This is a genomic window from Lysobacter sp. N42, assembly GCF_004344885.1.
Genome location: NZ_SKFB01000009.1, coordinates 62,334 through 81,524 on the forward strand (window position 1 = coordinate 62,334; position 19,191 = coordinate 81,524).

Sequence of the window (19,191 nt, forward strand, 5' to 3'; positions counted from 1 at the left end):
TCCCATGCAGATTTCCAGCGTCCGTGCCGTCATCACTGGCGGCGTGTCCGGCCTCGGCTTCAGCGTCGCCCAGCGCTTCGTGCGCGAGGGCGGCCGCGTCGCGCTGTTCGACGTCAACGACGACAAGGGCGCCGCGGCGGTGGCCGAGCTGGGCGAGGCGAACGCGCGCTATTTCCGCACGGACGTCACCGACGAAGCCGGCGTGGCCGCCAACGTCGCGGCGGCACGCGACTTCCTCGGCGGGCTCAATGCAGTCGTCAACTGCGCGGGCATCCTCGGCTCCGGCCGCATGCTCGGCAAGGACGGCCCGATGCCGCTCTCGCAGTTCGCCTCGACCGTGATGGTCAACCTCGTCGGCAGTTTCAACGTGGCCAAGGCCGGTGCGGCCCTCATGCAGGGCAACGAGGCCGGTACGGACGGCGAGCGCGGCGTGATCATCAACACCGCCTCGGTGGCGGCCTACGAAGGGCAGATCGGCCAGGCGGCGTATTCGGCGTCCAAGGGTGGCGTGGTCGGCATGACCCTGCCGATGGCACGCGAGCTCGCGCGTTTCGGCATCCGCGTGGTCACCATCGCACCGGGCGTGTTCTGGACGCCGATGGTCGACGGCATGCCGGAGGCGGTGCAGCAGTCGCTCGCCGCGTCCATCCCCTTCCCCTCGCGGCTGGGCAGGCCCGAGGAATTCGCCGACCTCGCCGCCTACATCCTCGGTAACACCTACCTCAACGGCGAGACGATCCGCCTCGACGGCGCCACGCGGCTGGCGCCGAAGTAACGAGGTCGGGATTCGGGTTCGGGGATCCGGGATTCGCAAGCGCGGCCCGCGTCCCCCTACGGATCCCGCTCCAACCAATCCCGAATCCCGAATCCCGAATCCCGGCTCCCCATGAAGGCCTACGACATCAAGAAGGGCAACGTCGTCGAACACAACGGCGGCGTCTACCAGATCCGCGACATCGAGCGCAGCAGCCCGCAGGGCCGCGGCGGCAACGTGCGCTTCCGCTTCACCATGTACAGCGTCCCGGGCGGCAACAAGCTCGACGCCAGCTTCGACGGCGACGACGAGCTGCGCGAGGTCGACCTCGCCCGCCGCCAGGCCACGTTCTCGTACATGGACGGCGATGCCTTCGTGTTCCTCGACGACGAGGACTACACGCCCTACACGCTCGACGCCGACGTCGTCGGCGACATGGCCGGCTACATCGTGCCGGACCTGTCAGGCTGCTACGTGCAGATCATCGACGACGCCCCGGTGGGCCTGCAGCTGCCGCAGACGGTGACGCTCGAGGTGGTCGAGACGCCGCCGGAGCTCAAGGGCGGCACGGCGACCAAGCGCCCGAAGCCGGCGAAGCTGTCGACCGGCATCGAGATCATGGTCCCCGAGTACATCGCCAACGGCGAGCGCGTGCTGGTCAACACCACGACGGGCGAGTTCGCCGGCCGCGCGGACTGACCCGGCGCACCGCCCCGGCCTCGCGCGGCGCGGTGCGCCGCGCGGGCGCCGTCAGGCCGGCGTCCGCTCCAGCCACTTGCGCGCCATGCGCCGCACCGAGTCGTCGGCGCCGGGGTCGTCCACCAGCTCGGCGACCACGCGCCAGGCGAGGTCCAGCGATTCCTCGCCGACCACGAAGTCCTCGTGCTCGCCCGCGCGCACCACGAAGCGCGCGTCGTAGTGCCAGTGCGCGGGCACGTCGCCGCGCGCCGGGATCCAGTGGCGGTCGAGGTCGAACAGCCCGGGCTCGATCGACAACCCCGCCAGCCCCGACTCCTCCTCCGCCTCGCGCAGCGCCACGCGCGCGAGGTCGTCGTCGCCGTCGGCATGCCCTCCGAGCTGCAGCCAGCGCCCCAGCTTGCGGTGGTGCGTGAGCAGCACGCGCGCGCCGCTTCGGTCGACCAGCCAGGCCGAACCGGTGAAGTGGCCGGCCAGGCGCTCGCGCGCATAGGCCTGCGCGCCCTCGCCCAGCAGGGCGCGGAAGTGGTCCACCGACGCCTGTTCATCCGGCCAGCGCGCAGCGTAGGCGTCGAGCATCGCCGACAGTGCGGCGGGGAATTGATGCGATGCGGCGGATGCGGACATGCGCGTGACCGTCGGGCGGCGCGCGATTATCCGCCACGCTCGCGCCTTGTGCCTGTGCAGCGGCACGGGGTATGTTCCGCCGGCCCACGCAAAGCGTGGACCGGACGCGCTGCGTCCTCACCGAACAAGCCCCTGGGGAGATGGCAATGCTTTTCTGGCGCGTCAAGCCGCTCGACAAGATCCTGGAAACCGCGGAGAAGAAGTCGCTCAAGCGACAGCTCGGCGCCTTCCAACTCACGATGCTCGGCATCGGCGCGATCATCGGCACGGGCATCTTCGTGCTCACCGCGGAAGCCGGCCAGAAGGCGGGCCCGGCGATGATGGTCGCCTTCGTCATCGCCGCGATCGTCTGCGGACTGGCGGCGCTCGCGTATGCCGAGCTGGCGTCGATGGTTCCCGTCTCGGGCTCGGCCTATACGTACACCTACGGCGTGCTGGGCGAGGGCCTGGCCTGGACCGTCGGCTGGGCACTGGTGCTGGAGTACGCCATCGCGGCCGGTGCGGTGTCGGTGGGCTGGTCGGGCTACGTCAACGGGCTTCTCGAAAGCGCCGGCATGGGGCTACCTGACGCACTCAAGACCGGCCCGATGGATGGCGGCAGCTTCAACCTGCTGGCCTTCCTCGTCGCGCTGCTCGTGACCGGGCTGCTGGTGATCGGCACCTCGAAGTCGGCCAAGGTCAACGCGGTGCTCGTGCTCATCAAGGTCGCGGCGCTGACGGCATTCATCGCGATCGCCGTGCCAGCCGCGCAGGACGCGAACTTCCAGCCCTTCTTCCCCACCGGCTGGGGCAGCCCGCTGGGCGGCGTCGGCGTGCTCGGCGCCGCGGCGTCCATCTTCTTCGCCTACGTGGGCTTCGATGCGGTGTCGACCGCGGCGGAAGAGACCAAGAACCCGAACCGCAACATCCCGATCGGCCTGATCGGCTCGCTGGGCGTGTGCACGGTGTTCTACCTGCTGGTCGGCTACGGCGCCGTGGGCGCATCCGGTTCCGACCCGATCATGGTCAACGGCGTCGCCCTGCATCCGGGCAGCCCTGAACTGGCCGCGGCCTGCAAGGGCAGCGAGGAGCTGGTCTGCAGCAAGGAACCGCTCGCCCACGTGCTGCGCCAGCTCGGCTTCGCCGGCTGGGGCAATGCCATCGGCATCGCCGCGGGCCTCGCGCTGCCGTCGGTCATCCTGATGATGATCTATGGCCAGACGCGCATCTTCTTCACGATGGCCCGCGACGGCCTGCTGCCGGAGCGCCTGTCGAAGGTGCACCCGCGCTTCCACACCCCGCACGTGATCACCGTGATCACCGGCGTTTTCGTGGCGGCCTTCGCCGCGCTGTTCCCGGTGGGCGTGCTGGCCGACATCTCCAATTCCGGCACGCTGTTCGCGTTCGTGATGGTGGCCGCAGCGGTGATGGTGCTGCGCGTGCAGCAGCCGGACCGCCCGCGTCCCTTCCGCACGCCGATGGTCTGGCTGGTCTGCCCGCTCGCCATCGCCGGCTGCCTGCTGCTCTTCCTCAACCTCTCCATGTACACGCTGAGCATGTTCTTCGGCTGGGCGATCATCGGCCTGATCGTGTACGCGCTGTACGGCTATCGCCGCAGCCACCTCGCGCCGGGCTACCGTGGCCCGGACGGCGGCCCGACCATCCCGCCGGAACCGAAGTTCCACGAGGGTCCGCAGGCCTGACGGGCCCTGCCACCGACAGTGGGCACGACGGCGCGGGCAACCGCGCCGTCGTCGTTTCGGCAGCCGAACGGCACGCCGCGCATGCGGGTCCACCACGCGCCCTGCCCTAAACTGTGCACATGACCGCCCCCGCCCCCTACGACTCCGGACGCCTGGCCGAATGCGCCGGCGAGATCATCGCCAACGTGCGCGAGCTCGCCGCGCTCGGCTGGACGCCCGCGACCAGCAGCAACTTCTCGCGTCGCATGGACGCCCGGCATGTCGCGATCACGGTCTCCGGGCGCGACAAGGGGCGCCTGGTCGAGGCCGACATCATGGTCGTCGACCTCAAGGGCCGGCCGGTCGCCACCACGCAGAAGTCCTCGGCCGAGACGCTGCTGCACACGCAGCTGTACGCGCGTTTCCCCGAGGTGGGCTGCGTGCTGCATACGCATTCGCTCACCCAGACGGTCGCCTCGCGCCTGTACGCCGCCGAGGGCCGCGTTCGCCTGGAGGGTTACGAGCTGCTCAAGGCCTTCGCCGGCAACACCACGCACGAGACGGCACTCGACCTGCCCGTGCTGCCCAATTCGCAGGACATGCCCGAACTCGCCGCCCAGGTCGAGTCGCTGCTCGACGCCGGCCCGCTGTGGGGCTACCTGATCGAAGGGCATGGCCTCTACGCCTGGGGGCGCGACATGCCGGAGGCGCGCCGCCACCTGGAAGCCTTCGAGTTCCTGCTCGCCTGCGAGCTGGAGATGCGGCGCCTGGCGCCGCCCGCCGCGCCGGTCGACCCGGCGTTCTGACCCCATCGCACCGGAACCACGCACCATGAGCCGCCTGCGCATCTTCGACGAGTCCACACCGGACCAGCCGCTTTTCGTGTCCACGGATGTGGAGGCCATCACCCGCGAGCTGGCGCCGCTGGGCGTCGGCTTCGAGCGCTGGGAGGCCGCCCAGCCCGTGCAGGCCGGCGACCCGCCGGAGCGCATCATGGAGGCCTACCGCGCCGACATCGATCGCCTGGTCGCCGCGCGCGGCTTTCGCAGCGTGGACGTCGTGAGCATCTCGCCCGACCATCCCCAGCGCGAGGAGATGCGCAGGAAGTTCCTCGACGAGCACTTCCACAAGGAAGACGAGGTGCGCTTCTTCGTCGCAGGCTCCGGCCTGTTTACCCTGCACGTGGGCGGCAAGGTCTACGAGCTCAAGTGCGAGGCCGGCGACCTCGTCTCGGTGCCCGATTCCACGCACCACTGGTTCGACATGGGCCCGGAGCCGAGCTTCGTCGCCATCCGTTTCTTCACCGAACCCGACGGCTGGGTGGGCCACTTCACCGGCACGGACATCGCGCAGCGTTTCCCGCGCTACGAACCCGGCCAGGCCGGATAATCCACGCCACGCACCACCCGAGGCCCGGCCCCGCGCCGGGCCTCGCCATTTCGATCGAGCCCGACCATGCCCATCCGCGCCATCCTCACCGACATCGAAGGCACCACGAGCAGCATCTCCTTCGTCAAGGACGTGCTGTTCCCCTACGCGCGCCGCGCGCTGCCCGGGTTCGTTCGCGAGCACGGCCACGAGCCGGAGGTGCGCCGCTGGCTGGATGTCGTGGCCACGGAGAACGGTGCGGTCTGCAGCGACGACACCATCGTCGAGATCCTGCAGGGCTGGATCGACGAGGACCGCAAGCACACCGCGCTCAAGGCGCTGCAGGGGATGATCTGGCGCGCCGGCTACCGCAACGCGGACTTCACCGCGCACATCTATCCCGACGCGGCCGCGCAGCTGCGGGAGTGGCATGACGCCGGGATTCCGCTGTACGTGTATTCCTCCGGCAGCGTGCCGGCGCAGAAGCTGTTCTTCGGCCACAGCGATGCCGGGGACCTGACGCCCCTGGTCTCGAACTGGTTCGACACCGAGATCGGCGGCAAGCGCGAAGCCGCCAGTTATGCGCGCATCGCCGAGGCCCTCGCCGTCGCGCCGGGCGACGTGCTGTTTCTTTCTGACGTGGTCGAGGAGCTCGACGCCGCGCGCGAGGCCGGCATGCAGACGGTCCTGCTCGACCGCCGCGAGGACTATCCGCAGCCGCGCACCGGCGAGGCCACGCACGGGCATCGCCGCGTGGAGAGCTTCGCGGACGTGGGCATCTGAGAGGCGTCGCAGCCTGCCGGCGCCGGCCTGCGCGCAGCCGACGCCGCGGGCATCGCGCCCGCGCAGCCCCGCCCGGAATCGGCGCCGCCGTCAGCGCGCCACTTCGGCCAGCTCGTAAGCGGTTTCCGCGCGCTGCTCGCCACGCCAGGGATCGAACGCGCGCACCTCGACGCGATGCCGCCCGGGTGCCAGGTCCGTGGCCAGCGCACCGCGCCATAGATGGGTCGACGGCTCGGCTTCCGGCGAACGGTCGAAGCCACGCAACGCGCGCGCCTCGTCGTCGCGGACGTTCTCCGCCAGCAGCCGCGGGTCGGCACGTTCGACGCGCGTCATCGGCTTCCATTCTCCCGCGTCGATGCGGTACTCGACGCGGGTCGCGGCCGTGCCCATGAACACGTTGGCATAGACCGCCCACGCAGGGTACGCCCCGCGGCGCAGGACGCGTGGCGCATGCAGGGCCATTGCGCCGGTCGACGCGGGCGTTTCTTCCAGGCGTGCGGGCTGCCATGCCAGCCGATAGCTGCCGTCGGCGGCCACGTGCAGTCGTGCGTGACCATTGGGCGTTCCGTCGGCCATCGTCGCGTCGGGGATGCCCGCCGCATTGGCCACGCCGGACCAGAACGCGCCGCTGGCCGCGCCCACGTTGTACTCGTGCAGCGGCGTGGCACCCGGCCAGCCCGAGCGCGCATCGTGGAAGACGTGGCGCTGCACGTGACCATGGCCGCTCAGCACGAGCACGCGCGGAAAGCGCGCGAGCAGGCCGAAAAGCCGCGCGCGGTCGGCAGCGCGGAAGGTTTCGCGCCCGGGCTCGTCGAACATCGGGATATGCAGCGCCAGGACGAGCAGGCGCCGCGGATCGGCCGTCCGCAGGTAGCGCTCGAGAAAAGTGAACTGGTCGTCGCGGAGGCCGCCGATGTACGCCGGGCGCTGGCCGGGCCGGTAGACGACGTCGTCGAGCACGACGACGTTCGCCTCGCGCTCCTCCCAGGCGAGCGTGTCGGGGCCGAAGTGGTGACGGAACGTGCGCAGCGAGTCGTCGTCGGCCGCCGCGTCGAAATCGAGGTCGTGGTTGCCGGGCGCGTGCAGCCACGGGATGCGGATGCGGGTCGTGACGGCCTTCAGGTCCGGATACAGCGAGAGGTCGTCGTCCGCGACGTCGCCGAGCACCAGCCCCAGCCGGGCCGCCCCGCCGTCGCCGGCGCGCAGCGGCTCGACGATGTCGCGTGCGTAGTAGTCGAGCTGCGTGCGGTTCTTCGTCTGCGGGTCGGCGAACACGAGCACGTCGAGCCCGGGCGCGCGGCGCGGCTGCGGCCGAAGCAGGAACGTCGGGCAACCGGCGTCGGCGTTGCCGATGCCGCCGAAACGGAGCACGGGCGCCTGCGGCTCCGGCACGTGCCGCCAGAACACCGGCAGGCCGTCGGCCCCGGTGACGAACGCGTGGCCGGCGGGCTTGATGACGAACCACGTGCGGCCGGGCACCGGGGCGAGCCGGAAACGGCCCTCGCGATCGGTGGCCACGATGTCCACGCCATCGGAGACGCGCACGCCGGCCATGCCGGGTTCAGACCGGCCCGCCCGGCCGTCGCCGTCGAGATCGAGCACCACGCGCCCCTCGCCGCAGGGCGCGCGTGCCTGCGCGAGGGCGGGCATGAGCAGGAGGGCGGCCAACAGCGGGAGGAGGCGTGGCATGGTGCGGCTCCGATGGACCGCGCACAGCCTAGTGCGGATGGGCCTTCGGTGCAGCCGCCATGCGCGCAAACGCGGGCACGGGTTCACGTCGTCCGCAGTGGAGCGCATGTCGCACCTCGAGGCGAAGCCACGGCCCTTGGCGAGGAACCTGCCCGGACGCGCATCCGTTGCGCCGCACTCGAGACGTCGATGCGCGCCCGGGCGGGCATCGGCCAGGGCGCGTGACCCGGGATGGACTCAACCTGCGGCGTGGCGCCGGCGCAGCACGTCCAGCGCATCGTCCAGCGACATTCCCCGCGCATGCAGCAGCACGAGCAGGTGGAACAGCAGGTCGGCGGCCTCGCCCGCGAGCGCGGCCTCGTCCTGCACCACCGCGGCGAGCGCGGTTTCCACGCCCTCCTCGCCCACCTTCTGCGCGATGCGCCGCAAGCCGCCTTCGAACAGGCGCGTGGTGTAGCTGCCCACGGGTCGCTCGGCCGCACGCCGGGCGACGAGGCGGTCGAGCACGGCGAGGAAGTCGCCCGGCGCCGCGGGGAAGCAGCTTTCGCGCTCGAGATGGCACGTCGGGCCGCGCGGATGCGCGAGCACCAGCAGCGTGTCACCATCGCAGTCGAGCTGCATGTCGACCACGTCGAGCACGTTTCCGGACGATTCGCCCTTCGTCCAGAGCCGCCCGCGCGTGCGGCTGAAGAGCGTGGCCCGGCGCGTGTCCAGCGTGCGCGCCAGCGCATCGCGGTCCATCCAGCCGACCATGAGCACCCGCAGGGTGGCGGCGTCCTGCACCACCGCGGCCACGAGGCCGCCCTGCTTCTCCCAGTCGATTGCGGCTACGTCGAACGACGGTGCCAGCGGCATGGCCTCAGTCAAGGCGCACCTCGATGCCCGCGCCACGCAGCGAGCGCTTGAGTTCGGGGATGCGCACCGCACCGGAGTGGAAGACGCTGGCGGCGAGCGCGCCGTCGACATCGGCCCGGGCGAACACGTCGGCGAAGTGCGACGCATCGCCGGCGCCGCCCGAGGCGATCAGCGGCACGCTGCAGACCTCGCGCGCCGCACGCAGCTGTTCGATGTCGTAGCCGCCACGCACGCCGTCGCTGCCCATGCAGTTGAGCACCACCTCGCCCGCACCCAGGCGCTGCGCCTCGAGGATCCAGTCCAGCGTGCGCCGGGCGAGCGCGCGGGTGCGCGCGGGATCACCGGTGTACTGCCGCACGCGCCATTCGCCGTCGGCGTCGCGCAGGCTGTCGACGCCCACCACCACGCACTGCACGCCGAAGGCCTCGGCCAGCTCCGCGATCAGCGCGGGCCGCTCCAGCGCCGGCGTGTTCACCGACACCTTGTCGGCACCGGCATGCAGCACGCCGCGTGCGTCCTCCACCGACCGGATGCCGCCGGCCACGCAGAACGGGATGTCGATCAGCCTCGCCACCCGTTCCACCCAGCCGCGGTCCACGCTGCGTCCCTCGGGGCTTGCGGTGATGTCGTAGAACACGAGTTCGTCCGCGCCCGCGTCGCGATAGCGCAGCGCGAGCTCCACGATGTCGCCCATGTCGACGTGGTCGCGAAAGCGCACGCCCTTGACCACGCGGCCGTCCCGCACGTCCAGGCAGGGAATGATGCGGCGGCTCAGCATGCGACGCCCTCGCCGCCCAGCAGCGCGAATGCATCGGCCAATGCGAAGCGGCCTTCCAGCAGCGCCTTGCCCAGCACAATACCCGCGCAGCCTGCCGCACGCGCGGCGACCACGTCGCCCGGCTCGCGCGCGCCGCCCGAGGCCTGCAGCGCCACTTCGGGCGCGAGCGCGTGCAGACGGCGGTAGAGCCCGATGTTCGGGCCGCCGAGCATTCCGTCGCGGCCGATGTCGGTGCACAGCAGGTGGCGCAGGCCCGCGTCGCGATAGAGGTCCAGCACGTGCTCCAGGCGCGCGCCGCTGCCCTGCGTCCAGCCGGCGGTGGGAAGCGTCCACCGGCCGCGGGCATCGGCACGCGTGTCCAGCGCGATGGTGATGCGCTCCACGCCGTATCGCGCGAGCCAGGCGCTCACCAGGTCGGGCCGCCGGACCGCGAGCGAACCGATGACCACGCGATCGACACCCGCCCGCAGCAGGCGTTCGACGTCGGCCTCGCCGCGGATGCCGCCGCCGCTCTGGATGCGCAGCCCCGTCTCGGCACGCAGCCGCTCGAGCAGCGGCGCGAGCGTCCATCCTCCGTCGCGCGCGGCATCGAGGTCGACCAGGTGCAGCCAGCGCGCACCGTCGCGCTCGTAGTCCGAGGCCAACCGGACCGGATCCGCCGCGTAGCGCGTCTCCCGGTCGTAATGGCCCTGCACCAGCCGCACCACGCGCCCGCCACGCACGTCGATGGCGGGGTAGAGCTCGAAGCCGCTCATGCGCGCATCTCCAGGAAATTGGCGAGCAGCCGTGCACCCACGGCCGCGGAACGCTCGGGATGGAACTGTGCACCCATGCGGTTGCCTTGTCGGACGACGGCCGAGAACGCCTGGCCATGCGTGCAGGCCGCGAGCGTGTACTCGCCCACCGGCGCGGCATAGCCGTGCACGAAGTAGGCGCTGGCGCCGTCCTCGATGCCCTCGAGCAGCGGATCGCCATGCAGGATCGATAGCCCGTTCCAGCCCATGTGCGGCACGCGAAGGCCCGGCGCCGCCGGCATGCGCCGCACGCGGCCGGGCAGCAGGCCCAGGCAGTCGACGTCGCCTTCGTCGGAGCCCTCGAACAGCAGCTGCATGCCCAGGCAGACGCCCAGGACCGGCTGGCGCAGCGAACGCACCAGTTCGACCAGGCCCAGCTCGCGAAGGCGGGCCATGCCCGCCGCGGCCGCGCCCACGCCCGGCAGGACCACCCGGTCGGCGGCGGCGATCTCGGCCACATCGGCACTAATGCGCGCGTCCACTCCGAGCCGTTCGAAGGCGTAGCGCACCGAGCCGATGTTGGCGCCGCCCGCGTCGATCAGCACGACGTTCACAGCACGCCCTTCGTCGAAGGCAGCTCGCGCCCCTCGCGTGCGATGGCCTGTCGCAGCGCACGGGCCACCGCCTTGAAGCAGGCCTCGACCTTGTGGTGGTCGTTCTCGCCAACCACCTTGAGGTGCAGGTTCAGCGCGGCGGTCTCGCAGAGTGAGCGGAAGAAGTGGGCGACGAGTTCGGTCGGCAGGTCGCCTACCCGCTCGCGGCCGAAGGCGCCTTCGAAGACGAAATACGGGCGCCCGGAGAAGTCCAGCGCGGCGCTGGCCAGCGTTTCGTCCATCGGCAGGGTGAAGCCGTAGCGCCCGATGCCGCGCTTGTCGCCGAGGGCCTGGCGCAGGGCCTGGCCGAGCGCGAGCGCGCTGTCCTCGACGGTATGGTGCTCGTCGATGTGCAGGTCGCCCTCGCAGCGCAGCGACAGGGCGAAGCCGCCGTGCTTGCCGAGCTGCTCGAGCATGTGGTCGAAGAAGCCGAGCCCCGTACGCACCTGCGGCTCGGCGGCCCGGTCCAGGTCGATGTCCACTTCGATCCGTGTCTCGCGGGTCGCACGGGTGATGCGTGCCGTACGCGGCGCGTCCGCGAGCGCATGCGCGATCGCCGGCCAGTCCCAGTCGCCACCGAACTGCGGCGTGCGCAGCTGGAACGCGCGGATTCGCAGGTTCTCGGCGAAGCGGACGTCCGTCTCGCGGTCGCCCACCACGGCCGAGCGCGACCAGTCGATGGTGCGATCCTGCAGATAGGGCAGCGCGAGCCCGATCTGCGGCTTGCGCGTGGGGCTGTTGTCCTGCGGGAAGCTCCTGTCGATCAGCACGTCGCGGAAGACGATGCCCTGGCTCTCGAATACCTGCATCATCAGCTGGTGCGGGCCGAGGAAGCTCTCGTACGGATAGCTGTCGGTGCCCAGCCCGTCCTGGTTGGTGACCATCACGAACTCGTAGCCGGCGTCGCGCAACTTCAGCATCGCCGGGATCACGCCCCGCACGAAGCGCAGCTTGGAATAGGCGTCGATCTGGAAGTCGGCCGGCTCCTCGATGAGCGTGCCGTCGCGATCGACGAACAGGATGGGCCTGCTCATGCCGTCACCGCCGCTTCGGCGATGGCTTCGACCACGCGGTCGTTCTGCTCCGGCAACCCGATCGTGATGCGCAACGCGTCGCCGAGGCCCGGTGCGGCGCGCATGTCGCGCACCACGATGCCGGCGGCGAGCAGGCGCTCGAAGGCCGACTGTGCGTCGTCAAAGCGCACCAGCAGGAAGTTGGCGGACGACGGATACACGCGGCGCACGCCCGGCAGGCCGGCAAGCCGCGCAGCCAGCCGCGCGCGCTCGGCGACCACCACGGCGACGTTCGCCCGCGTGGCGGTGATCTCGGCCGCTCCCAACGCCTGCAGCGCCGCGTGCACGCAGGGCGCCGCCAGCGGGTACGGGGCCTGGCAGCGGCGTAGCGCGGCGATGAGCCCGGGATCGGCGATCACGCTGCCGATGCGCGCGCCCGCCAGCGCATGCGCCTTCGACAGGGTGCGCAGCACTGCAATGTTGGCGTGCGCCGCAAGCAGCGCCACGGCGGAAGGCGAATCGGCGTATTCCTGATAGGCCTCGTCGACGACGACCAGTGCCCGCCCGCGCAGGCGCTCGGCCAGGGCGGCGACGCGCTCCAGCGGCAGGGCCGTGCCGCCCGGGTTGCCGGGCGAGCAGAGGAAGACCAGCCGGGCGTCGCTTTCCAGCGCCGCACCGGCCACGGCGTGGAAGTCGCATTCCAGGCCGCCGGGCGTGTCGCGCAGCGGAGCCTCCACGACCTGCACGCCATGCAGCCGTGCGCTCACCGCGTACATGCCGAACGTGGGCGGCGTGACGACGACCGCGCCCTGCCCCGGCATGCACAGCGCACGCACCAGCAGGTCGATGGCCTCGTCGCTGCCGCGGCCGGCCAGCAACTGCGCGGGCGCGCAGCCGTACAGTTCGGCCAGGCGCGCGCGCAGCGCGTCGGGCTGCGGATCCGGATAGCGACGCAGCACCCCCGCGCTTTCGCCCGCGTTCGGCCAAGGCGATTCGTTCGCGTTGAGCCAGACGTCGCCCGCCACCGATTCGGTGCGCGCGGACCGGTAGCCGGCGAAGTCGCGCAGGTCCTCGCGCAGGAGGTCCGTAATGCTCATGCCGCCTCCAGCCGCAGCGCGACCGCACGAAGGTGCGCGTCGAGCCCTTCGGCGCGCGCCAGCTCGACCGCGCAGGGACCGATCGCCGCGATGCCTTCGCGCGCCACCTCCTGCACCGTCATCGCGATCTGGAAGCTCGCCACGCTCACGCCGCCGGTGAAACGCGCGGCGCCGCCGGTGGGCAGGACGTGGTTGGTGCCGCTGCAGTAGTCGCCCAGCGCCTCGGGCGCGAAATCGCCGAGGAAGACCGACCCTGCGGCTTCCACGCACGGCAGCCAGGCGCGCGGATTGCGCAGGGCGAGGATCAGGTGTTCCGGCGCGTACGCGTTGCTGATGTCGAAGGCGTCCTCGAGGCGCTCGACCTCGATGAGGCGGGAGGCAGCCAGCGCCCGCCGGGCGACGTCGGCGCGCGGCAGCGACGCGAGCTGGGCGTCGATCTCCCTCTGCACCGCATCCACGAACACCGCGGAATCCGACACCAGCAGCACCTGCGAGTCGGGCCCGTGTTCGGCCTGCGAGAGCAGGTCGGATGCGACGAAGGCGGGGTTGGCGCCCGCATCGGCGATGACCAGCACCTCCGACGGCCCTGCAGGCATGTCGATGGCCGCGCCACCCTCGCCCATCGCCACCTGGCGCTTGGCCTCCGTCACCCAGCCGTTGCCCGGGCCGAAGAGCTTGTCGCACTTGGGGATGCTGGCGGTACCGAACGCCATGGCGGCGATCGCCTGCACCCCGCCGATCCGGAACACGCGCCGGATCCCGCAGCGCGCCGCCGCCGCCAGCACGGCGGGGGCGACCGAGCCATCCCGGCGCGGCGGCGTGCATACGGCGATCTCGGCGCAGCCTGCCAGGCGTGCGGGCACGCCGAGCATGAGCGCGGTCGACGGCAGCGGCGCGCTGCCTGCCGGGACATACAGCCCAACGCGGCGGATCGGGCGCAGGACGCGCTCGCAGACCACGCCGGGTGCGGTTTCCAGCGAATAGCCCTGTGCCATGCCGGCACGATGGAAGGCCTCGATGCGCCGGGCGGCGGCATCGATCGCGTCCCGCAGCGCCGCCGGCAGGCCGCGAACCGCGGCGTCGATCTCCTCGTCGGCAACCTGCAGGCTGTCGACGTCGACGCCATCGAAACGCGAGGTCAGCTCGCGCACGGCGGCATCGCCCCCGCGTCGCACCTGCGCGATCAGCCCGGCCACCGATGCGGTCACCGCCGACGACACCGCCTGCGCGGGGCGCTGCAGCAGGGCCTCGCGCGTCGCGGCGTCGGTCTCCGACCAGCGTACGCGCCTCATGCCAGCATGCTCTCGACGGGCAGCACCATCAGGCCCTGTGCGCCTGCGCGCTTGAGGTCCTCCAGCCGCTGCCAGGTCAGGCGGCCATGGCAGAGCGCCTGCAGCGCGAGGCGGTCGGCGCCGTCGACCTGCAGCAGCGTGGGCTCCTCGGCGTCGGGCAGCAGCGGCAGGAGCGCGGGGATCGCGCTGCGCTGCGCCTGGAACATGAGCAGGCGGCTGTTTCGGGTACGCACCGCGCCGTCGAGGCGCCGCAGCAGCATCTCCGCGAGCGCCGCGCGCTCGCCCTCGAACTCGGCCACGGGGCCGGCGAGGACCGCCTCGCTTTCCAGCAGGGTCGCCACCGGCTTGAGCTGGTTCGCCGCGAGCGTGGCGCCGCTGGAAACCAGGTCGCAGACCAGGTCGGCCTGCCCCAGGCGCGGCGCGATCTCGACCGACCCGGTCAGCGTCACCACTTCGGCCGCGATGCCCTGCTCCTGCAGCCATTGCTGCAGCAGCGCCGGATAACTCGTGGCGATGCGCCGGCCCGCGAGCTGCCCGGCGCCGCGCCATTCCCAGCCGTCGGGCACGGCCAGCGCGAGGCGGCAGCCGCCGAAGCCCAGCGGCCGCAGCTCGCGGAAGGCCGAGGCCTCGCCGCGGCGCACGCGCTCGGTGTCCTGCTCGCACAGCACGTTGCGGCCGACGACGCCGAGGTCGCAGACACCGTCCGCGATGAGGCCGGGGATGTCGTCGTCACGCACCAGCAGCAGGTCGATCGGCAGCGCCTCGCCGTAGCAGAACAGGCGGTCGCGGCTCTCGCGCCAGCTCAGGCCGCAGGAGGCCAGCAACGCGCGGGCGGGGTCGGCCAGGCGGCCGGACTTCTGGATCGCGATGCGCAGGCGGTCGCGGGGTTCGATGCTCATGCTCATGGGTTCACTTGGCGCGGGCAGTGCGCTTGACGGCCGCGCCATAACCGCCGGCGCCGCGTTCGAGGGTTCGGGCGACGCGCCCGATGGTGGTCACGCTGACGAGCGTGCGGTCGTGGATCTCGCGGTAGGGCACGCCATCCAGCAGGTAGGGCACCACGCGCCAGCGGTCGGCCATGGCCTCCAGCTCGGCCGGCGTGCACAGGTCGTCGAGGAACGCACGCACCTCCGCCGGCGACTTCAGCGCGTGCAGCGCCGAGGCGAGCGCGTCGAGGGCGTCCTGCTTTTCCTGCTCGGTGAGGGGCGGCCGGCGCTTCATGACGATCCAATGTATTAATACGTTAATACAATAATGGCAGCGGACGGGCGGCGTCAATGCCCGCTTCCCGCGGCCCGGCAGGGGTCGCGATGTGCGAAGCAGCAAGGAATGCGGACGGACGCGCCGCGTGGTAGCGCGAAGGCGCAGGTGCCAGGCGGGAGCGACGCGCAGGCGGACGGTGCCTATGCCGGCTGAACAGCCCGACGGCCCGCCTGCCCTCGCATGGAACGGCATGGCGGCGCGCGGCCGGCCCGGTCGCCGGAAACGAAAAAAGCCGGACGCGGGTCCGGCTTTCTCGAATCGATGGTCGGGGAGACAGGATTTGAACCTGCGACTTCTACGTCCCGAACGTAGCGCTCTACCAGGCTGAGCTACACCCCGACGGCAGAGCCCGAAATTCTAGCGGCCTCACCTGCCCTCCACAAGGGGGCCGGGCGCCCGGGCGAGTCGCCGGCGGCGCGCCGGTAAACTGTCGCGTCCAGCGCATTCGCGGAGTTCCGCTTGATCAAGCCACGCACGCCGGCCGGAGTCCTCGAGCTCCTGCCGCCCGACCAGATCGCCTTCCAGCGCATGCTGGACACCATCCGCCGCAACTTCGAGCGCTTCGGCTTCCTGCCGGTGGAAACGCCGGTGATGGAGCTGTCGGAGGTGCTGCTGACCAAGTCGGGCGGCGAGACCGAGCGGCAGGTCTACTTCGTGCAGTCCACCGGCGCGCTCGAAAAGGCGGGCGACGGCATGCCGGAGATGGCGCTGCGCTTCGACCTCACCGTGCCGCTCGCCCGCTACGTCGCCGAGCACGAGCACGACCTCGCCTTCCCGTTCCGACGCTACCAGATGCAGCGCGTCTACCGCGGCGAGCGCCAGCAGCGCGGGCGCTTCCGCGAGTTCTACCAGTGCGACATCGACGTCATCGGCAAGGACTCGCTCTCGGTGCGCTTCGACGCGGAGCTCCCTGCGGTGATCCACGCCGTCTTCTCCGAGCTCGACATCGGTGAGTTCACCATCCAGCTCAACAACCGCAAGCTCATGCGCGGCTTCTTCGAGCAGCAGGGCGTGGCCGATCCGTCCCTGCAGGCGCTGGTGCTGCGCGAAGTGGACAAGCTCGACAAGCGCGGCGCCGATTACGTGCGCGAGACGCTGACCGGCGAGGGCTTCGGCCTGCCGGCGGACGCGGTCGCGCGCATCCTCGACTTCGTCGGCATCCGCTCCACCTCGCATGCCGACGCCATCGCCATCCTCGACCGCCTCGGGGCAGGCGGCGAAGGCAATGAGCCGCTCGCCCAGGGCATCGCCGAGCTGCGCGAGGTGCTGGAGCTGGTGCGGGCGATGGGCGTGCCGGAGTCGGCCTATGCGCTGAACCTGTCGATCGCCCGGGGCCTGGACTACTACACCGGCACCGTCTACGAGACGACGCTGAACGACTACCCGCAGATCGGTTCGATCTGTTCGGGCGGCCGCTACGAGAATCTGGCGAGCCACTACACCAGGTCCAAACTCCCCGGCGTCGGCATCTCGATCGGCCTGACACGCCTGTTCTGGCAGCTGCGCGAGGCCGGCCTGCTGGGCCCGGCCTCGAGCACCGTGCAGGTGCTGGTGACGCAGATGGACGCGGCCCACCTGCCGCATTGCCTGGCCATCGCCGGTGAGCTGCGCCATGCGGGCTTCAATACCGAGGTGGTGATGGAAGCGTCCAAGCTCGCCAAGCAGTTCCGCTACGCCGACCGCGCGGGGATCCGCTTCGTGGTGGTGCTGGGCGACGACGAGCTGGCCGCGGGCAAGGTCACGGTGAAGGACCTGCGCCGGGAGGACCAGTTCCAGGTCGACCGTGCCGAGCTGGCCGCGACCTTGCGCGTCGAACTCGCGCAGCCGCCGGTGGTGGGCGCATGAAGCCGGTGCGTCTCGATGGCCGCTCGCTGACGCGTGCGCAGGTGCTGGCGGTGGCATTCGGCGCGCCGGTCGAACTCGACGAGGCGCAGCTGCCGGCGGTGGCGCGGGCGGCCGATTTCCTCGCCGAGCAGGTCGCGCGCGAGGAGCCGATCTACGGCGTGTCCACCGGCTTCGGTAGCAATGCCGACCGCCTGCTGGGCTCCTACCGCCTGCGCCAGGGCGGCGCGGTGAATCCGCACGAATCGCTGCATGCCGAGCTGCAGAACAACCTGATCGTCACGCACGCGGTCTGCGTGGGCGAGCCCTTCGCGCCGGAAGTGGTACGCGCGATGCTGTGCATCCGCATCAATACGCTGATGCGCGGGCATTCGGGCATCCGCGTGGAGACGCTGCGGGCGCTGGCGGCCATGCTCAATGCCGGCGTCGTGCCCGTGGTGCCGCAGCTGGGCTCCGTGGGCGCGAGCGGCGACCTGGCACCGCTGTCGCACCTGGCCATCGTGCTGCTCGGCGGCGGCGAGGCGTTCGTCGATGGTGAGCGCATGCCCGGTCGCGACGCCCTTGCCCGCGTCGGCCTGGAGCCGGTCACGCTCTCGTACAAGGAAGGCCTCGCCCTCAACAACGGCACCGCGCAGATGCTGGCCACCGGCGTGCTGGCGCTGGCGAAGCTGGAGGAGCTGGTCGACACCGCCGACCTCGCCGCCGCGATGACCATCGACGCCTTCGCCGGCCGCCTCGGCGCGTTCGCGTCCGAGGTGCATGCGCTGCGCCCGCATCCGGGCCAGGTCGACGTGGCCGCCCACCTGCGCGCGCTGCTGGCTGGCTCCACGCTCGCCGACATCCCCTACCACCTCGTGCCGCGCTTCCGGCCCTGGCTGCCGGAGAGCTGGGAAACCGGGGAAGCACGCGAGCTGCGCTTCGACATCGGCTGGGACTGGGTGCCCACCTCGCAGCGCCACGGCCGCGAGAAGTTCTACGCCCGGTTCCGCCCCTTCCGCGGTGGCAAGAAGCACCAGCCGCAGGACAGCTATTCGCTGCGCTGCGTGCCGCAGGTGCACGGCGCGGTGCGCGATGCGCTGGCGCAGGCCGCGCGCGTGCTCGAGATCGAGCTCAACTCGCTCACCGACAATCCCATCGTGTTCCCTGACGCCGAGGCCGAGCACGTGGAGCAGCAGGTCGTCTCCGCCGGCCACTTCCATGGCATGCCGCTGGCGCTGGCGATGAGCTACGTGAAGGCGGCGATCCCGGTGCTTGCGAGCATCTCCGAGCGCCGCCTCAACAAGCTGGTCGACCCGGCGACGAACGACGGTCTGCCCGCGTTCCTGATCGGCAACGAGGACGCCACCGAGTCGGGCTTCATGATCGTGCAGTACACCGCCGCGGCGATCGTCAACGACCTCGCCAGCCGCGCGATGCCGGCGTCGGTGTACTCCATCCCGACCAGTGCGAACGCCGAGGACCATGTCTCGATGGGTGCCAACGAGGCGCGCCACGTGCTCGCCATGGCCGACGATCTGGGCAAGGTGCTGGGCCTGGAGCTCTACACCGCCGCGCAGGCGCTGGACCTGCGGCGCGACATGATCAACGCGGCGCGCGCCCTTGCACGCACCGCATCGGCCGGGCAGCTCGCGTCCAAGGTCGCCGGCGCGCCGCGCGCGGGAACGCCCGACCACGCGGTGTTCGTCGAGGAGGTCGAAGGCCTGCGCGCCGAACTGGCGGCCGCCGACGAGTTCCGCCCCGGCGCCGCCGTGGACGCCGCGCATGCCGCGATCCGCGAATCCATCGCGTTCATGCCCTTCGACCGCGCCATGGACGGTGATGTACAGGCCGCGGTGCAGCTGGTGACGAGCGGGCGCGTGCTGGCAGCGGCACGGCGCGCGCTGGCAGCGCACTGACACACCCGCTTGCGGGACCCACTGCGTCGGTCGGCCGACGCGGTGGGTAGCCGTCGCGTGGCACGACGGGTTCCCGGCGGAAAGCCACTGTCGCAGCCATCCGGTAGCGTCCGCAGGTCCAGCGAACGATCACCGACGCCTTAACACTTCAGCTCGGCGACCCGCTGGTGGCGACCGGGTTCACATCCGCC

Annotated in this window: 19 protein-coding genes and 1 tRNA gene; 8 read left to right on the forward strand and 12 right to left on the reverse strand. The window is 71.3% G+C overall.

The features are described from left to right. Positions 1 to 4: 4 nt before the first annotated feature. Both EYQ95_RS14690 and yeiP read left to right on the forward strand, forming a co-directional pair. Positions 5 to 775, forward strand: coding sequence for an SDR family NAD(P)-dependent oxidoreductase (locus EYQ95_RS14690; RefSeq protein ID WP_132327969.1), 771 nt, complete (start codon positions 5 to 7; stop codon positions 773 to 775). A gap of 111 nt (positions 776 to 886) precedes the next feature. Continuing rightward, the gene (gene yeiP, locus EYQ95_RS14695) at positions 887 to 1,453 is read left to right on the forward strand and encodes an elongation factor P-like protein YeiP (RefSeq protein WP_132327970.1); all 567 of its coding nucleotides are present in this window, start codon (positions 887 to 889) and stop codon (positions 1,451 to 1,453) included. 51 nt (positions 1,454 to 1,504) lie between these two features. Here yeiP and EYQ95_RS14700 read toward each other — a convergent pair whose 3' ends face one another. After that, complete coding sequence (locus tag EYQ95_RS14700; protein ID WP_132327971.1) at positions 1,505 to 2,077, reverse strand: NUDIX hydrolase; 573 nt, start codon at positions 2,075 to 2,077, stop codon at positions 1,505 to 1,507. A 146-nt stretch (positions 2,078 to 2,223) separates the two neighbouring features. Between EYQ95_RS14700 and EYQ95_RS14705 the strand changes: the two genes are divergently transcribed. From EYQ95_RS14705 to mtnC, 4 genes are all read left to right on the forward strand, one after another. Beyond that, positions 2,224 to 3,759 carry an amino acid permease gene (locus EYQ95_RS14705; protein ID WP_132327972.1) on the forward strand — a complete coding sequence of 512 codons (1,536 nt, stop codon included), beginning with the start codon at positions 2,224 to 2,226 and terminating at the stop codon, positions 3,757 to 3,759. Positions 3,760 to 3,878: 119 nt separating this feature from the next. Next, positions 3,879 to 4,544 carry a methylthioribulose 1-phosphate dehydratase gene (locus EYQ95_RS14710; protein ID WP_132327973.1) on the forward strand — a complete coding sequence of 222 codons (666 nt, stop codon included), beginning with the start codon at positions 3,879 to 3,881 and terminating at the stop codon, positions 4,542 to 4,544. Positions 4,545 to 4,569: 25 nt separating this feature from the next. Next, positions 4,570 to 5,127: an acireductone dioxygenase gene (locus tag EYQ95_RS14715; RefSeq protein WP_132327974.1), complete on the forward strand. Its 558-nt coding sequence runs from the start codon at positions 4,570 to 4,572 to the stop codon at positions 5,125 to 5,127. Between the two features lie 66 nt (positions 5,128 to 5,193). Beyond that, entirely contained in the window at positions 5,194 to 5,889 is a 696-nt protein-coding gene (gene mtnC / locus EYQ95_RS14720) for an acireductone synthase (RefSeq protein WP_132327975.1), read from the forward strand. Positions 5,890 to 5,979: 90 nt separating this feature from the next. Here the strand turns inward: mtnC and EYQ95_RS14725 are convergent, their stop codons facing one another. The 11 genes from EYQ95_RS14725 to EYQ95_RS14775 all read right to left on the reverse strand — a co-directional run bounded on the left by EYQ95_RS14725 (position 5,980) and on the right by EYQ95_RS14775 (position 15,602). Continuing rightward, positions 5,980 to 7,578: a calcineurin-like phosphoesterase family protein gene (locus EYQ95_RS14725; RefSeq protein ID WP_132327976.1), complete on the reverse strand. Its 1,599-nt coding sequence runs from the start codon at positions 7,576 to 7,578 to the stop codon at positions 5,980 to 5,982. Between the two features lie 237 nt (positions 7,579 to 7,815). Beyond that, positions 7,816 to 8,433 carry a bifunctional phosphoribosyl-AMP cyclohydrolase/phosphoribosyl-ATP diphosphatase HisIE gene (hisIE, locus tag EYQ95_RS14730; RefSeq protein WP_132328021.1) on the reverse strand — a complete coding sequence of 206 codons (618 nt, stop codon included), beginning with the start codon at positions 8,431 to 8,433 and terminating at the stop codon, positions 7,816 to 7,818. Between the two features lie 4 nt (positions 8,434 to 8,437). Beyond that, positions 8,438 to 9,211, reverse strand: coding sequence for an imidazole glycerol phosphate synthase subunit HisF (gene hisF / locus EYQ95_RS14735; RefSeq protein WP_132327977.1), 774 nt, complete (start codon positions 9,209 to 9,211; stop codon positions 8,438 to 8,440). Beyond that, positions 9,205 to 9,966, reverse strand: a complete 762-nt coding sequence (locus tag EYQ95_RS14740; RefSeq protein WP_132327978.1) for a HisA/HisF-related TIM barrel protein — start codon at positions 9,964 to 9,966, stop codon at positions 9,205 to 9,207. Before EYQ95_RS14740 ends, hisF begins: the two co-directional genes overlap by 7 nt. Beyond that, positions 9,963 to 10,559, reverse strand: coding sequence for an imidazole glycerol phosphate synthase subunit HisH (hisH, locus tag EYQ95_RS14745; RefSeq protein ID WP_132327979.1), 597 nt, complete (start codon positions 10,557 to 10,559; stop codon positions 9,963 to 9,965). Before hisH ends, EYQ95_RS14740 begins: the two co-directional genes overlap by 4 nt. Further along, entirely contained in the window at positions 10,556 to 11,632 is a 1,077-nt protein-coding gene (gene hisB / locus EYQ95_RS14750) for a bifunctional histidinol-phosphatase/imidazoleglycerol-phosphate dehydratase HisB (protein ID WP_132327980.1), read from the reverse strand. The genes hisH and hisB overlap by 4 nt, the downstream gene beginning before the upstream one ends. Continuing rightward, the gene (hisC, locus tag EYQ95_RS14755; protein ID WP_132327981.1) at positions 11,629 to 12,708 is read right to left on the reverse strand and encodes a histidinol-phosphate transaminase; all 1,080 of its coding nucleotides are present in this window, start codon (positions 12,706 to 12,708) and stop codon (positions 11,629 to 11,631) included. The genes hisB and hisC overlap by 4 nt, the downstream gene beginning before the upstream one ends. Beyond that, on the reverse strand, positions 12,705 to 14,000 hold the full coding sequence (gene hisD / locus EYQ95_RS14760) for a histidinol dehydrogenase (protein WP_132327982.1): 1,296 nt from the start codon (positions 13,998 to 14,000) through the stop codon (positions 12,705 to 12,707). Before hisD ends, hisC begins: the two co-directional genes overlap by 4 nt. Continuing rightward, entirely contained in the window at positions 13,997 to 14,905 is a 909-nt protein-coding gene (gene hisG, locus EYQ95_RS14765) for an ATP phosphoribosyltransferase (RefSeq protein WP_132327983.1), read from the reverse strand. Before hisG ends, hisD begins: the two co-directional genes overlap by 4 nt. 4 nt (positions 14,906 to 14,909) lie before the next feature. After that, positions 14,910 to 15,221: a YerC/YecD family TrpR-related protein gene (locus EYQ95_RS14770; RefSeq protein WP_132328022.1), complete on the reverse strand. Its 312-nt coding sequence runs from the start codon at positions 15,219 to 15,221 to the stop codon at positions 14,910 to 14,912. A gap of 304 nt (positions 15,222 to 15,525) precedes the next feature. Further along, positions 15,526 to 15,602 (reverse strand) — tRNA-Pro (locus EYQ95_RS14775). A 120-nt stretch (positions 15,603 to 15,722) separates the two neighbouring features. Here EYQ95_RS14775 and hisS point away from each other — a divergent pair. Continuing rightward, the gene (hisS, locus tag EYQ95_RS14780; protein WP_132327984.1) at positions 15,723 to 17,108 is read left to right on the forward strand and encodes a histidine--tRNA ligase; all 1,386 of its coding nucleotides are present in this window, start codon (positions 15,723 to 15,725) and stop codon (positions 17,106 to 17,108) included. Continuing rightward, complete coding sequence (gene hutH / locus EYQ95_RS14785) at positions 17,105 to 19,000, forward strand: histidine ammonia-lyase (protein WP_132327985.1); 1,896 nt, start codon at positions 17,105 to 17,107, stop codon at positions 18,998 to 19,000. Before hisS ends, hutH begins: the two co-directional genes overlap by 4 nt. Positions 19,001 to 19,191 lie beyond the last annotated feature (191 nt).

Coding starts and splice junctions, on each gene's coding strand:
- hutH (WP_132327985.1), top strand. CDS start 17,105: ATGAAGCCGGTGCGTCTCGATGGCCGCTCGCTGACGCGTGCGCAGGTG.
- EYQ95_RS14700 (WP_132327971.1), bottom strand. CDS start 2,077: ATGTCCGCATCCGCCGCATCGCATCAATTCCCCGCCGCACTGTCGGCG.
- mtnC (WP_132327975.1), top strand. CDS start 5,194: ATGCCCATCCGCGCCATCCTCACCGACATCGAAGGCACCACGAGCAGC.
- EYQ95_RS14725 (WP_132327976.1), bottom strand. CDS start 7,578: ATGCCACGCCTCCTCCCGCTGTTGGCCGCCCTCCTGCTCATGCCCGCC.
- hisF (WP_132327977.1), bottom strand. CDS start 9,211: ATGCTGAGCCGCCGCATCATTCCCTGCCTGGACGTGCGGGACGGCCGC.
- hisC (WP_132327981.1), bottom strand. CDS start 12,708: ATGAGCATTACGGACCTCCTGCGCGAGGACCTGCGCGACTTCGCCGGC.
- hisB (WP_132327980.1), bottom strand. CDS start 11,632: ATGAGCAGGCCCATCCTGTTCGTCGATCGCGACGGCACGCTCATCGAG.
- hisD (WP_132327982.1), bottom strand. CDS start 14,000: ATGAGGCGCGTACGCTGGTCGGAGACCGACGCCGCGACGCGCGAGGCC.
- EYQ95_RS14705 (WP_132327972.1), top strand. CDS start 2,224: ATGCTTTTCTGGCGCGTCAAGCCGCTCGACAAGATCCTGGAAACCGCG.
- hisIE (WP_132328021.1), bottom strand. CDS start 8,433: ATGCCGCTGGCACCGTCGTTCGACGTAGCCGCAATCGACTGGGAGAAG.
- EYQ95_RS14710 (WP_132327973.1), top strand. CDS start 3,879: ATGACCGCCCCCGCCCCCTACGACTCCGGACGCCTGGCCGAATGCGCC.
- EYQ95_RS14690 (WP_132327969.1), top strand. CDS start 5: ATGCAGATTTCCAGCGTCCGTGCCGTCATCACTGGCGGCGTGTCCGGC.
- EYQ95_RS14715 (WP_132327974.1), top strand. CDS start 4,570: ATGAGCCGCCTGCGCATCTTCGACGAGTCCACACCGGACCAGCCGCTT.
- EYQ95_RS14740 (WP_132327978.1), bottom strand. CDS start 9,966: ATGAGCGGCTTCGAGCTCTACCCCGCCATCGACGTGCGTGGCGGGCGC.
- EYQ95_RS14770 (WP_132328022.1), bottom strand. CDS start 15,221: ATGAAGCGCCGGCCGCCCCTCACCGAGCAGGAAAAGCAGGACGCCCTC.
- yeiP (WP_132327970.1), top strand. CDS start 887: ATGAAGGCCTACGACATCAAGAAGGGCAACGTCGTCGAACACAACGGC.
- hisG (WP_132327983.1), bottom strand. CDS start 14,905: ATGAGCATGAGCATCGAACCCCGCGACCGCCTGCGCATCGCGATCCAG.